At 57.8% G+C, this 13,890-nt stretch carries 8 protein-coding genes; 5 read left to right on the top strand and 3 right to left on the bottom strand.

Features of this window, described 5'->3' with window-relative positions; translation table 11 throughout:
* Positions 1-240: 240 nt before the first annotated feature.
* A complete protein-coding gene (locus CBM2586_RS29285; RefSeq protein ID WP_145987451.1) occupies positions 241-927 on the bottom strand; it encodes a hypothetical protein in 687 nt (228 codons plus the stop codon).
* Positions 928-1,176: 249 nt separating this feature from the next.
* Positions 1,177-2,934: a patatin-like phospholipase family protein gene (locus tag CBM2586_RS29280; protein WP_012354415.1), complete on the bottom strand. Its 1,758-nt coding sequence runs from the start codon at positions 2,932-2,934 to the stop codon at positions 1,177-1,179.
* Positions 2,935-3,486: 552 nt separating this feature from the next.
* Here CBM2586_RS29280 and CBM2586_RS29275 point away from each other — a divergent pair.
* A complete protein-coding gene (locus tag CBM2586_RS29275; RefSeq protein ID WP_181924291.1) occupies positions 3,487-3,888 on the top strand; it encodes a cold-shock protein in 402 nt (133 codons plus the stop codon).
* A gap of 216 nt (positions 3,889-4,104) precedes the next feature.
* Here the strand turns inward: CBM2586_RS29275 and CBM2586_RS29270 are convergent, their stop codons facing one another.
* On the bottom strand, positions 4,105-4,545 hold the full coding sequence (locus CBM2586_RS29270) for a hypothetical protein (RefSeq protein WP_012354412.1): 441 nt from the start codon (positions 4,543-4,545) through the stop codon (positions 4,105-4,107).
* Between the two features lie 869 nt (positions 4,546-5,414).
* On the opposite strand from CBM2586_RS29270, the gene CBM2586_RS29265 reads away from it, so the two are divergent.
* Genes CBM2586_RS29265 through CBM2586_RS29250 form a run of 4 tightly spaced genes read left to right on the top strand, consistent with a single transcriptional unit; the run spans position 5,415 to position 13,805 of the window.
* Positions 5,415-7,094 carry a TIGR02677 family protein gene (locus CBM2586_RS29265; protein ID WP_020384426.1) on the top strand — a complete coding sequence of 560 codons (1,680 nt, stop codon included), beginning with the start codon at positions 5,415-5,417 and terminating at the stop codon, positions 7,092-7,094.
* A complete protein-coding gene (locus tag CBM2586_RS29260) occupies positions 7,091-8,356 on the top strand; it encodes a TIGR02678 family protein (protein WP_012354409.1) in 1,266 nt (421 codons plus the stop codon). The genes CBM2586_RS29265 and CBM2586_RS29260 overlap by 4 nt, the downstream gene beginning before the upstream one ends.
* Positions 8,353-12,498, top strand: coding sequence for a TIGR02680 family protein (locus CBM2586_RS29255; protein ID WP_012354408.1), 4,146 nt, complete (start codon positions 8,353-8,355; stop codon positions 12,496-12,498). The genes CBM2586_RS29260 and CBM2586_RS29255 overlap by 4 nt, the downstream gene beginning before the upstream one ends.
* Complete coding sequence (locus tag CBM2586_RS29250) at positions 12,495-13,805, top strand: TIGR02679 family protein (protein ID WP_012354407.1); 1,311 nt, start codon at positions 12,495-12,497, stop codon at positions 13,803-13,805. The genes CBM2586_RS29255 and CBM2586_RS29250 overlap by 4 nt, the downstream gene beginning before the upstream one ends.
* Positions 13,806-13,890 lie beyond the last annotated feature (85 nt).

Raw genomic sequence — 13,890 nt, 5'->3', positions numbered from 1 at the left:
GGGTGTGGGTGGCTGCTGGCGTGATGTCAGCGCCAAGGGAGGCTTGAGAAGCGATCCTCGTTGCCCTGCTTGCGCAAAACAGATGGCGCAAGCAGGGCAACGGCCATTCACACCTCGTCACCTGCCAAGCGTTTTTGGCGCAAATTGCAATCGTTCTTGGCCCATCTTGAGTGGGTTGGGCCGAAGGACCGGCGCAGGCATTCACCTGATGCAGGAACAGAATTCACGCCACTCACACAATCAAAGCATGGTATTTTGACATTTAGCGAGATTCGCATTCAACTGTAGTACCCGTGTAATGGATACCGAATATCTATCGAAAATCAGTTGCTGGGCTTCACTAGCGCTCCTACCTTTAGCTTGTTCATCTTGGATCAAACTTTGAACGGCGGCTCCATTCATGTTCGGCTGCGGCTTTCCTTCACTAGCCTTTAATTTGTTCATATATGCAACCAGATCATTCTCTGATGGATTTGATCTAGGCGCTGCCTTGAGTGCAGTCCGAAGGCGGGCCGTTACCGCATTGGCCTGTATGAGTATGGAATTTTTGGCATTTACACCGGCAAGCCTATCGTCATCCTTTCCAGCATAGGCAATTGTGTTTTGTATATCATTATCCGAGACGCCGTTTGCAGCATTTATCACGCACATGAGATTGGTCACGGCATGATCATATGCGACAGACTGGGCCGTAAGATTGTACTGTTTGTCGACAGCGTAACCCGCGCCGCTGACCCCCACACCTGTGAGTATTAACGCCGTCTTTTCGTATATCGCTCCAAATGTTGCGGCCAAAGCGCCTAAAAACGTTGCTGTAGACACATAACTCTGCTGCTGGTCAACCAGGTTTCCTGCAGTCAGAATGTCACCGAGGTAATCGTTCAGCGCTGGAATAATTTCTGTCTCAAGGCTCTTGTTGGAGTTCATGTGGTACGCTACCGAAAATGGTTGCCGGGCTTTCACGTCGCGAGATGGATTTGGGTTAAAGACCGCCAACCCGCTCTCACCCGTGTTATGCGTCGCACAGCCTGGCAGAATAGCAATGCAAAGGCCCAGAAAAGCTGCATACGTGCCACGAAAGTTCATATTATTGTGTCGTTTCTTTTTGTTTAAAAAATACAAGTATATGTAAAATGCTTCAGTAACCCTACTCACTTGCGGAAATAATGATGCCATCTATGATTCGCTGAACATTTCCGGGCAAAGCATTCGTGTTCGTTCATACAAATTATCAAGAGCATATTCTGAAGCTTTTCCGTCGGCGAGTTGGTAAAAGCGCTGGATATTCGGGGCGTGCTTTAATACCGATGAGCAAGCAGAGATTCGGAGCCAAGATACATCACACTCATCGGAAAGATGATATCTTGTAGAAACTTCCGAGAGCCGCCTTTGCGCATCCTCGCGACTTAATGGAACGCGACACCCTTTCGGTTGAATTCGATCTTTAATCCGCCTCGGAGCTCCTTCTAGCGCTAGCGCGCCTACTTGGTCGGCATCGCTAAGGTCCGTGTGCCGGAACTCGATGATTTTCATTCTGCTGATGGGATTGTCAGGTGTTCCAGCTACCATGTTTGTATTACCCCCCGCAAAATGCCAAAGACTTTTTCGATAAAAGTTCGTTCTTTCCTCTTGAATATCACTGGGTTGACCGGGATCAGCTAGGATGGTCCAAAGCGGCGTTGTCCTGTTCTTGAAGGCAGGACTACTTTCCCTGAATGGGAGCGACGCATCGACTTTGATGATTAGCGCGTAGTCCATGTTTTCCGTGATCGGAGATTTTTCCGTGCCACTTACCTTGTTCGTATACGGGCTTATAAGATCACGAAGAAATATTTGCGCCAGAGATTCTACGCCGCTATTATCGGTCACTCCTCCGTCAATCAGGTGGACGTATGTGTAATCGAGAACGTTTCCATTCGGCGCTTTTACTGTTAATGGTAAAGGACCTAGCCCTGGGAAGGCACCGGATGACGCTACTGCCAATGACAGCGGCATATCCTCGTAATCTAGGGAAGCGGACCCCGGCCCCTGAATAGCGTCAAAGCCCTCGGGTACCAACGTATTGAGGAGTTCAGGAGTGGCCTCATGGAAGCTCTCTGCATAGGTCGAGCGCTCGATATTCGAAAACATACGGGCGGATAGCGAAGACTGGTCGAGAAGCGATAACTTTGCTTTTCTCTCTTTCAACTCAAGAATGTCTATTATAAGTTTATCAGTGCGTAGCTTGAAAGTCGCGGTCGGCAAGGTACTCATCACGAATTTTCGACCTGTATCGTAATGAGTAGCATTGAAAATCATTACGGGCGACCTTCCGGAGGCCTCCTTCTGCGCCAATGAGCCAAATGTTTCCCCCTTCAAGAAATCACTCTCGAGGCTCCGCTCGAGCAGTTCGATCGGTGTTCTTGTAAAGATGGTGGCGAATAATCTCCACCCGATGGCAGCCTCCCAATTCTCATTCATTTTCGAGTGAAATTGGCTATAGAACGATTGCTTAGTTGCGTTCCAATCAGGCCCGTTGAGTGAGGCATCCCTCTTTGTCGAATAGTAGGAAGCAGCAAAGCCGCCTCCAGATACGCTGGATATATACTGCACGGTATCCATGAAGCTGTACTGGCGGGTGGGAGCCATGGCTCGGACCGGCAGCGCCGAAAGGAGGTCTATAACATATGAGGAATACAGTGCAGATCTATTGCCACCACCTGACAAGGCCAGACCAATATAGGGGGGCGGGGTCTTTTCTCGAAGCAATGGCGGAGGTGTGTTTGTGTCGACTGGCACCTCTTTCGTAGTGACCTCCACGGAGGCGCAACTTGACAGCATGAAAATTACCCAGATTGCTGCAGTATGCATTTGGATAGGCGACATTAGATGCCCTTTATTTTTATTGAGAAGCATAGATAACAACCGCGATGCGCACAAGCGAGGATAGGGCATTTCTTGCCTCCATAGAGATGGTGCGATCCGAATTGCAGGGGGGATGTTGGGTGTGACTGGTCAGAGAGCCTTGTCGCTGAAGGCTTTCGGGGAGGCGCCAGATTACCGAGATGGACCCGGGGGCCTCCATTCCCGGAAGCGCACTCGGCCTAATCTGACACGGGGGATGCTCATGGCTGTCGTTAAAGCTGCAACACCTTCCATCATTGGACAGTGACCTTTCTCGTGAAAAAGCTTTGATTCCCTGCTCACCATGGCCACCATGGCGCATCCATCAACACCTCGCTATGCGACGGCTCCCTTCTCCTACGACCCATGTCTCTACCTGTTGCTGTTCTTAACGTCATTACCGCGGCATTCCGCTCACGGGCAAATCTACCCGATTTGACATACAAGGTGGGTTGCATCAGACCAACACCCCACCGACTACGGGTGGCAGAGCAGTCGGCGTTCGGCTGCTGCTGAGTCCACGTAACCCGCTCCTCTCATCCCTTAAACTTGGACCTCAACAATACAGACGAGAATCATGAAAAAAGCGGGTCGGGTCAAGACATGGCATACAGACAAGGGTTTCGGGTTTATCGACGTCCGCGCGGACACGAAGACGTCTTCTTCCACGTCACGGCGCTACAGACACGCACCGTGACGCCTAAGCTTGGCGACCGCGGGAGCCTCGAGTTCGGCAAAGGGAAGGACGGCCGGGTTCAGGCGTTGAACATCGCCATAGTTGGCGCACCGAAGCCGCAGTCGGACGCAAACCTCTTGCCGATTTTTGCCCGTCTGGTGGCCCTGGAGTTTATAGCCGGCGGCGCCTTTGCTGGTTACTTCCCTCGACAGGCGGGCATGGTCAGCCTCCTGGCCAGCATGGCCCCTGACCAAGAAACGCCCTTATGCGCTGCAGCGCATAAGGGCGTTTCTTGGTCGCAGGCCCTCTTCACGCCGACGAAGCAGTGAGTGGCTCAAGAAATCGGCGAGGCGGGCCATCAATACGCGTGCCCCCCAGTTGCTACATGATGAGGAGGCAGCATCCATACCTCCGAATTTCTTTATGTAGGTCCAAAGGCGCACGCCATTACGGCATCCGGATGCTTTCGGCCCACGCGGTCACGTTTGGAGCAGGCCGCTTACGCAGCAAGACGCCAGATTCCCTTCAACCACACTAAAGAACGCTTAGCCAATTGCACGGTCTTGGACCCACAAGACCTCGTTACAGAGTACGGCGCGAATTTTTCCTCGACCAATGGCTTCGGCGAGTTTGTCCTTGGTGATGCGGAATTTTTCAACGTGGCGGACTGCCTTTATTGGCTTCCCGAGATATTCAACTTCCTCTTCAGTGAGGCCAAACTCTCTTGCTTCTCTCACCGGATCGCTTAAGGCGGCCATTCGCTGCCGGGATTCGGCTAGGATTTCGCCCCTTAGCTGAGCGACGCGCATCTTTACATATAGCGCCTTTGCCGAGGGCTGGTTCCAATTGCTGTCAGACAGCGCCTTGGCCCACAAGCCTTGCTTGATCATTGAGTTTGCCAGTTCAGCAGCGACAAATTCATACAGCAACTCATCCCTCGGGCGGGGCGCGGGGTCGTGGCCATGCAAGAAGTTGAAGTTGTTCATGGGCTTCTGAATCAATGTGAATGCCTACTGACACCGCTCCGGCATGTAGGAGCCGCTTCACCGCATCGCACTTAATTTCATTCGGGTAGCAACGGACCGCGACGGTGTCACCTTTATGTCATCAAAAACGTGACAGCGATGCTCGCGCATGCCGCCGCTGTATTGATCGTAAAAAGGCTGGCGTCGCCTTGACATCCTCCATATGGATGGCGGGGGTCAGGAAGTTGGCAGGCAACTATGTCGGAGACTACTGTCGCTGCCGTCATCCGGTTTGGAGGCGGCCGTAGGCGTGCCTGCTCTTCGTCCAGTTTTTCGCCTGCCTGGCGCCTCCTGCTCAGTCGACGCCGGGCCTGGGGGCGCCACCCGCGATTCTGCCAGCAGCTGGCGCGCCAGGGCGCTTCGGCCTCGGCCCGTTCGGCCGGCGCTGCGCCGCGCCCAACTCTGCCTGCACCCGCGTCCAGGTCGTGCGCCGCTGCGCGCTGAGTCTGCTCGGCGCTTGCAAGCCCATCGGCGGGCACCACATGCAACGAAAACAAAGGCATACCTACGTAAGCGCTTTTTTTTTCGCTTGCCGGCGACCTTCCAACTCAAGGCGCCCACTTTTTGCCATTTACGCCGCTGCCTCGGCACCTCGCTTGGCGCCCCGATCCAGCGAGATTGAATGCCGCCCCGTGCTGCGCTGTCAAACCTAACGAACCATCATTTCACGCACCGCTCCCCCCGAAACGTCACCCATCGGTGCGGACACGAACATTTCCAGCCTGCACAAAGGTTGAGCCAGCCGCGGCGGGCGACTAAGCTCGAAAGGCGCGTCGACAGCAAACGTGCCGCGCTCTTCTCTGTTACTCCAATGCGGCGCACGTAACCCCATGGCTGATATGGCAAGCGTGGCCGGCGCGTCTGGGGCGCAATCGGACGTCGAGCCTCCGGCCACCGCGGGCCCATCTGAAAACGGTGCATCTCCATTTCGCTTCGATGCGCACGGGACCAGGTCCGCGTTCGCGGATGCCAGAAGAGGCCAACTCTTTAGCCATGTCAGCGCGGACCATGCGACGATCTACCGCGCGATTATGGATGTGTTCGCGAAGGCGAAGGCACAGTATCGCCTCCAACTTCGTCCCGACGAGGTTCTCACCGAGATCGCCCTGCCGGCCGGTATTGCCCGTCCGGACATCGATCAGCTCACCCAGCACCTAGACGCGCTGGTGCGCTGGGGAAACCTCGAGGCCCAGCAGGACATGGCGCGCTGGTCCTCCATCGCAGATTTCAAGCGCAACTACAAGATCTACCGCCTCTCAAAGCCCGGCGAGGCCGTCGAGGCGGCCTTGCAGCGCTACGACGAAGTCCTTCGACAACGCGCGGAGCTTCAGACGGTGGCTCTCGCGGATATCGAACAACTTTTGCGCGCCCTTGTCGCCCTCACTAGTAGCAAGGAGCTGGATGCAGACAAAGTACGATCGACATTGCGAGAGTTGACGGGTGTGTTTGCCACGATGACGGAGAACGCCGCCGCCTTCATGGCTGGCGTGGATCGGCACCTTAACCCGAGCGACGTCGAGGTCAACAACGTCGAGCGTTACAAGAAGCAACTGATCGACTACCTCGAGCGGTTCGTGAGCGACCTCGCGCGCCGCGGTGACACCATTTCCGATCTCATCCAGGCACTTGATAGCCATATAGAGAGCATGCTCTTCGCGGTTGCAGAGCGCCTGGCGCCAGACGCCGCACCCGACGCCGAGCAAGACGCTGAGCAAGACGCCGCCCGTCGCACGTGGGAATCTACTGACGCAGTCCTCGCCATCCGGCGGCAATGGAAGGACCGATGGACTGGCCTGCGTGGATGGTTTGTCAATTCCAACAATGACCCATCGACTGCCGACCTGCTCCGCCAGAAGGCTCGGTCAGCGATCCGTCAGCTTGCCATCGCGATCAAGGAGATTAATGATCGCCGCACCGGGCGCAGCGACCGCTCCACCGACCTGCGCACACTAGCAGCATGGTTTCTCTCATGCGATAGCGAGACAGACGCACATCGACTTGCGCGGGTGGCTTTCGGTTTGAACCCGGCCCGACACCTACCGCTGGACACGGCACAAGAGGAATATGTCCCGCCCAGCACCCCGTGGGCTGAGGGACCGGCGCTCCGGATCTGCCCCCGTCTGTATCAGTTGGGCGACGGCCCACAGCGCGGTCAGTTGCCAGGTGTCAAGGATCGTTCCGCCGATCGGCGGCGCATCCAGCAGTTGATGGAAGACGAGTCGAATCAGGTTGCGGAAGCGAGGCGCCGTTTTGCCACGGCGCTACCAATGCGGCTGTCTGAGCTTGGCGCCCTGAATACCAACGAATTCGCCCTCTTCCTCGCACTGCTAGGCGAGGCGCTCGACCACCAAATCGGCCCCGACGCTCCCACCGACATCCTGACCGGCGATGGATCACTGCTCGTGCGGCTTGAACCGCTAGGTGCGGACACTCACGCTGAGATTTCAACACCAAGCGGTACGCTCGCCGGCCGAGACCACCTAATCACCATAACACCTGCCTGGTCATGACCGAGGAAGACAACGTGTCTGGCGCCGACGCGCCCGCCCCCTCTGAAATCGCCGCGAAGCCACATGCCTATGAGCGCGAGGAAATGCGACTCGCCATGCGCGCTATCCTGATGACGCCGTTGATGTCCCCGGATCATGACGAATTCGGGCTGGTGCGACGGCACGCCAAGAGTTTGCAGGAGTTCTTGCGCCGCGAAACAGGCTGGGATCTGAGGGTGTCACCGAATGGCGCGAGACTGCGCAAGATACCCGCAGATTTCCAAGACGGGACTCGAGGGATTCCCGACTTTGACCGCCGGCGCTATGCGATTTTTTGCTTGGTCTGCGCGATTTTGAATGGGTCGCAAGCGCAGATCATGCTTCAACATCTAGGCGAGAAGCTGACCCTGGCAGCATCCGACGAAGCGCTTACCGCCCGCGGATTCGTCCTGAAACTAACCTCCCGTTCCGAGCGGCAGGACCTGGTCACGGTTCTCAGGACCCTGCTGACCCTAGGCGTACTCCAGCGTGTAGACGGCGACGAAGACAAATACGTCGCCGAGCAGTCCACCGAGGTGCTGTACGACATTAACCGTTGGCTGCTGAACGAAGTCATTACCGCGGTGCGCGGTCCGTCGACGGGCATTCGGGACGCCATTTCGACCGATGAGCGTGTGGAGTGGCTCGCGAAGGAAACAGTCTTCGACAACGAGGACGCGCGTCGCACGGCGATGCGCCATCACCTTTCACGGCGGTTGCTCGACGACCCGGTGATCTACTTTGCTGACCTTGACAAGGAAACCCACAGTTACCTCGCCACCCAACGCGGCCTGATGGCGGCCCGATTGTGCGATGCCATCGAGATGTCCGCCGAGCAACGCATGGAGGGCGTCGCACTCGTCGATGAACGCTGTCAGATGACAGATCTGAAAATGGGCGGTGACGGCACGATTGGCCATATCACCCTGCTTGTTGCCGAGTACCTTTCCCAGAAACACATTCGGGCAAGGCGCGACACGTACGAACTGGCTGCTTATTCGGCAATAACGGACATCGAAGACTTCGTACGGAGTTGCATCCCCACACACGGCTCACATTGGCGCAAGGAGGCGCGTGAGCCCGGCGCTGAACGATGGCTCGCCGAGGAAGCCCTCGAACGGCTTGAGAAACTGAAGTTGGTGGGGAAAGACGGGGAGCGAGTCTTCCCGCTTCCGGCCATTGCCAGATTCGCCCTTGGGACACCTAAAGTCAGCAAACCCGCCAGAACGCGAGCCTATCGATGAAAGATACCGACCACACTGATCCCCGGCACGACGATGAGATCCCTACGCCGACGATGTCCCGCTGGCAACCGATGCGAATCGGTCTCATTGACATTTACCTATACGACAATGAAGAGTTCGCTTTCTATGATGGCAAGCTGAACCTTCGCGGACGCAATGGTGCCGGCAAGTCGAAGGTCTTATCGCTGACCATGCCGTTCCTGTTCGATGGCTTTCTGATGCCCAGCCGGATGGAGCCTGACGCGGACCCCGGGAAAAAGATGCTGTGGAACCTGCTCCAAGGGAGCATCGACCGCCGCATTGGGTATGTCTGGATGGAATTCGGGAGGTTACGTGACGGCGATGAACCCGAGTACGTCACGTTGGGAGCCGGATTGTCTGCGGACAGTCGCCGGCCCAATGTGGACCATTGGTTCTTCATGATCGATGCCGGCGTCGCTGGGAGGGTCAACGATGACCTCTCCCTCATTGGCAACGGCAATCGTGCACTCACCAAAGACGGGCTGCGAGAGGTGCTGGCTTACCGGGGGCGCGTATTTGATACGACGCAAAGCTACCGCGACGCGGTCGATGAGCGTCTGTTCGGGGTGGGCACGACGCGGTACGACGCCTTGATGAATACGCTGATTCAGTTGCGCCAACCGCAACTGAGCAAACGCCCCGATGAGCAGTTGCTCTCCAATGCCCTCACCCAATCCCTTACGCCTCTACCAGCCAACCTCGTCAACGACGTATCTGAGGCACTGGTATTGCTTGATGAGCACCACGACGAACTTGAGAAATTCAATGAGCTGCGGAGGTCCGTGGCAAAGTTCGAGCGCCATTATCGTACCTACGCCGGCATGCAGACCCGGCGCAAAGGAAGACTCCTTCGTCAGGCCCATGTGGACTTCCAGACGGCAAGTTCTACCCGCCACGCCGCCACTGACCGGGTGAGCGCCGCGATCGCAGCCCAGGCCCGCGTGGAGATTGAACTCACCACCACCAATTCAGAGAAGGAACGACAGCAAACTCGCGTGAACGTCCTACGAGATGATCCAGCCAACAAGGATTCCTATCGGATGGCGATGGCTGCGGAGGATGCGGCAGAGCGCCGGAAGGCAAAGGACGAAGCCGCAACCGAACTCGACGAACGACGCCGCAAGCTAGACGCCTCCCACACGGTTGCAGGCGAGCGAAAAGACCATTTTGACAAGATGGGGCACCAGATTGCCGACATCCGGCACGACGTCACACGCATTGCGGGTCTTGCCGGCGTGAGCCGAGCGATTGCGAACAACCGACTCATCAGCAGTGAAGCGACGGATCTGGTGGGGGCCGATGACGCCGCGATCCTTGCTGCGAAGACCGCGCTCTTTGCCGAAACCGGCGTGCGGCGCAGCCAGATTTCGGAGATGCGCCGAATGCATGGCGTCGTGAACACCGCGCAGAACAAATTCGAGATGTTTCGAGATCTCCGCCACGACAAGGAGAGCGCGAAGAAAGCCGCGGAAGAGCGCCTCTCACAGGCCGACAATGAACTGGACGCTGCCTCGGACGACCTCCTCGATGCGTGGCAACGCCATTTTGTAGGGCTGCGTCGGATTAAGGTGGACGTTGATGGCAACATGGAAAGACTGGCGGAGTGGATTCAGCGGCTAGAGGAAAAGAATCCCTGCCTGACTGCGCTCTTGTCGGGACAGCAAGAAGCTGTCGAACAGATTGCCAAGGAAGAGGCGGAAATCAAGCTCAAGTGGCTGGCGAACGAACGCTTGGCTGCCGACTTGCAGGGCGAGCGAGAAAAGTTGGTCGCCGGCGTTGATATCCCTCCTCCCCCACAATACACCCGTGACTATGAGGCTCGCTCAGGCCGACCTGGCGCACCTTTCTGGAAGCTTGTTGATTTCAAGCCGAAGGTACGGCCGGAACAACGCGCCGGAATCGAGGCAGCGCTGGAGGGCTCAGGACTACTTGACGCGTGGGTCAGCCCTAACGGCGCGATCACGGACGCCGAAGGCAAGGTTTTGCCTCTGGACGCCAACTGGAGTCAACGGTCGTCGGTCGCACAATCGCCATTGAAGACCCTTCTCGCACCGAGCATCCCGCCGGAATGCGACGTGCCGACGGCCGTCGTCGAGCGGTTACTCGCCGGAATCGCCTGTTCAGACAACGATCCCGGTGGTGAGGCGTGGCTCTCGCCCAGCGGGCGGTACCGCCTTGCGTCGCTGGCGGGCGCATGGACGAAACCCGCGCCTGCCTATATCGGCACGGCGGCAAGAGCCCAGGCACGGGCAGCGCGTCTTTCCCTCATCGATGAGGCTGAAAAGGAGCTTGGTGCCGAACGAACTTCGCTGCGCGAACAGATCAATACGGCTGTCCAGGAACAGGAGCAAGTCAGGAAAGAGCTCGAGGACATCCCCAGCGATGTCGGGCTACGCCGCGCACATCTGGCGGTGAAGAGCGCCACGGAGAGCCTGAACAGCGCAAAGGCGGAGTTTTCACGTGCAGATACCGACTGCCAAGAAGCCGAACGTAGGTTGCAGCAAGCCGTTAATAGGCGGCTGGAAGCCGCGACGGACATGGGCCTCCCCGTCGAGCCGTCGGGTCTCACGGCCGTCGAGGATTCCTTGACCGAGTTGGATCCGAAATTCCATGGGCTTGACCACCTAGTGTACGGGATCCGACAGGCGTGGCGGGATTATGAAACTGCCTCACGCCATGAAGACGATTGTCGCCAGGAATTCGCCAAACAGGAGGCGATCCTCGCGCAATGCCAGATTGACGACACACGCGCGGAAGCCCAACTTGCGGTTCTGCGGGAAACGATAGGCATGCGTGTTGATCAATACGAAGAGTTGATTACCGCGGCGAGGCATGCTCTCAGCATTGCTACTGACGCCTATAACGCGGCAAATGCCAAACAAGTTGCGGCGGCAAAAGAGGAAGGTGCTGCGAACGAGGCGCTCACATCCGCTGAGACCCAGGTGAAGGAGGCGGCAGACAATCGGTTTCGGGCCATCGATGCATTCAAGCAAGTTGCGGAGGCCGGTCTGATTCCTGCAGCGCTCCCTGCCATCGACATTCCCGATCTCACGCGGCCATGGGCGGTCGATGCAGCCTTGGGCCTCGCGCGCAAGGCCGAGCAGGAATTGAGCAACCTCGAAGACACCGACGAGGCGTGGAGGCGTTCACAAAGCGTCATCAATACCGAGTTTCGCGAATTGGATCATGCGCTCAATGCACTCGGTCATGAGGCCCACGGCACCCAGTCTGATTCAGGCATTTCGGTAAGGATTGTCTTCCAAGGGAAGGAGGAACAGCCGCACGCTCTGCTTATCCTTCTGGATGAGGAGATTGTGAGGCGCGAAAACCTGCTGAGTGTGCGCGAGCAAGAGATCCTTGAGCAGCATCTCAAGCAGGACATCGCCATCGAGATTCATCGGCTGCTTAGGACCGCCGAAAAGCAGGTGCATGAGATCAACAGGGAACTGGACAAGTATCCGACCGCGACGGGAGTCAAGTTCAAGCTTCAGTGGGAGCCGACCAAGGACAACGCCGGCTCAACGGCGAACTTCGAGCGCCTGCGTACAATCCTCCTCCAAAAAAGCGCAGAACTCCTAACAGAAGACGAGCGCAAGGAGATCGGGGATTGGTTCCTCCAGCGCATCAAAGCGGAGAACGAGAACCCGGACTCCTATGGCCAAAAATCGGCAGACCGGCTCGCAAGAGCACTGGACTATCGTCTCTGGCACCGCTTCCGCGTTCAGCGCTCTCAAAACGGCGGATGGAAGTCGATTTCCGACCCGGCATCCAGTGGAGAACGGGCACTGGGCCTGACTGTGCCGATGATTGCGGCCGTGGCCAATTTCTACAACCAGAGCGCGGGCCAACTCGCCCCGCGATTGATCTTGCTGGATGAGGCGTTCGCCGGCATTGACGACCACGCGCGTGGGGACTGCGCCAAGCTGATCCAGATGTTCGATCTGGATTTCATGATCACCAGCGAACGTGAATGGGCATGCTATCCAGCGTTCCCAGGCGTATCGATCTGCGAACTGCAACGGGCGCCCGGCGTGGATGCGGTCTTTGTCTCGCGTTGGAAGTGGGATGGAAAACAACGGCGACAGGTTACCGGGCGTAGCAATCCCACGACGTTGCAATGACTGATGCGCCCTCTCCTCGCCTTCACAACCTTCTCGGTGGCGATGACCGGGCGTCGCTACGGGCGCGCCTGCGCAGGGTCTTCGAGCGCGAGCGCCCCGAAGCACCCATTGCAGGCGTAGTCAATCTGAGGGGACTCCCCCCTGCCCATATGGAGACGCTCCGCCTGATTCTCGGGCGCCCGTACCGGCATGCCGACTCCATTTCCTTTTGCCTCGAGGACGTCGACTGGGCATTACACCGAGCCGGGCTCGCGCCAAGCCTGCGGATTGCGCTCGAAATGTTGGATGGGCCAATCGTCAACAAGGAAAAGGCCCGCACCGACGAAAGGCTCGCGTGGGAGGGTGTGGCCGACAGTTGCCAGGACCCGCCCCTGCAAAGATTTTTGGAATCCAGCCTGGGGCGCGGACTGATCAAGCGCTTGTCAACGCGAAGCCCGGAACGTGCGCGAATCCTCTGTCGCCATGCGGCCGAGGTCCTCCAGAGGCTACCCCTGAAGGGCGTGCCACTTGCCCAGTTGGCGGCCGAGACCCACGGTGATGCCCACGCACTGGATCGCAACAGGCCAATCGCGTCCCTGGTCCTCGCCGTGTTACGCCAGTCGTCCACAACACCCGACGACGAAAATGACGACACGACCCGCACCGCCGACGAGGTGGCGGAGGAGCGCGCGCGCGATACCTGGGCCCGCGCCGGCGTACTGGTCAACGAGCTGGCCCGGCCCGCGCTATGCCTGAACCTCCCGATGCGTCCCTCCGACAGGAGCAGATTCATGCGTGGCGAGCCCGGCTATCTGACCCTACGCCAGCTAGTGCGTAATCCCGAAACATGGGAAGTCGCGGGGATCGCCGTTTTCGTTTGCGAGAACCCAGAGGTCGTTACCATCGCGGCCAACGCCCTTGGTGCATCGTGTGCCCCGCTCGTCTGCACCGATGGCATGCCGGCTGCGGCGCAGCGGCATCTTCTCACCAGCCTCAAGCGTAGCGGCGCCGACTTGCACTACCACGGCGACTACGATTGGGAAGGCATTCGTATAGGTAACCACGTCATGCGGGCGTATGGCACGAACGCCTGGAGATTTGGTGCCGCAGAATACGAGCGCGTGGTTGCTGCGACCCGCGACAAGGACTTCCCCGCCACCGGCGAACCTGTCCTAGCAACCTGGGAGCCGGAATTGACCACGATGATGAAGCTCCGTAGTCAGTCTGCGCCGAAGAGCGTGTCGTGGAGGATCTATTGGGCGACCTGGCGGCGGGATTCCGCACCTAGGCGGAAAAAGGAGTTGGTATATCTTAACGTGCCGCCTTAGACACTTCTAAATGGAGGAGGCTTGCTTGTAGCGGCGCCGTCGGCATACTTGTCGTGCTCGATTGTGCATCCGGTAGATCTAGTGG

This window comes from Cupriavidus taiwanensis, assembly GCF_900250115.1.
Taxonomy (GTDB): Bacteria; Pseudomonadota; Gammaproteobacteria; order Burkholderiales; family Burkholderiaceae; genus Cupriavidus; species Cupriavidus taiwanensis_B.
Note: the sequence above shows the minus strand (reverse complement) of the source record. Positions and strands in the feature narration are given on the sequence as shown.

Coding starts and splice junctions, on each gene's coding strand:
- CBM2586_RS29270 (WP_012354412.1), bottom strand. CDS start 4,545: ATGAACAACTTCAACTTCTTGCATGGCCACGACCCCGCGCCCCGCCCG.
- CBM2586_RS29280 (WP_012354415.1), bottom strand. CDS start 2,934: ATGCCCTATCCTCGCTTGTGCGCATCGCGGTTGTTATCTATGCTTCTC.
- CBM2586_RS29250 (WP_012354407.1), top strand. CDS start 12,495: ATGACTGATGCGCCCTCTCCTCGCCTTCACAACCTTCTCGGTGGCGAT.
- CBM2586_RS29265 (WP_020384426.1), top strand. CDS start 5,415: ATGGCTGATATGGCAAGCGTGGCCGGCGCGTCTGGGGCGCAATCGGAC.
- CBM2586_RS29260 (WP_012354409.1), top strand. CDS start 7,091: ATGACCGAGGAAGACAACGTGTCTGGCGCCGACGCGCCCGCCCCCTCT.
- CBM2586_RS29255 (WP_012354408.1), top strand. CDS start 8,353: ATGAAAGATACCGACCACACTGATCCCCGGCACGACGATGAGATCCCT.
- CBM2586_RS29285 (WP_145987451.1), bottom strand. CDS start 927: ATGAACTCCAACAAGAGCCTTGAGACAGAAATTATTCCAGCGCTGAAC.
- CBM2586_RS29275 (WP_181924291.1), top strand. CDS start 3,487: ATGGCATACAGACAAGGGTTTCGGGTTTATCGACGTCCGCGCGGACAC.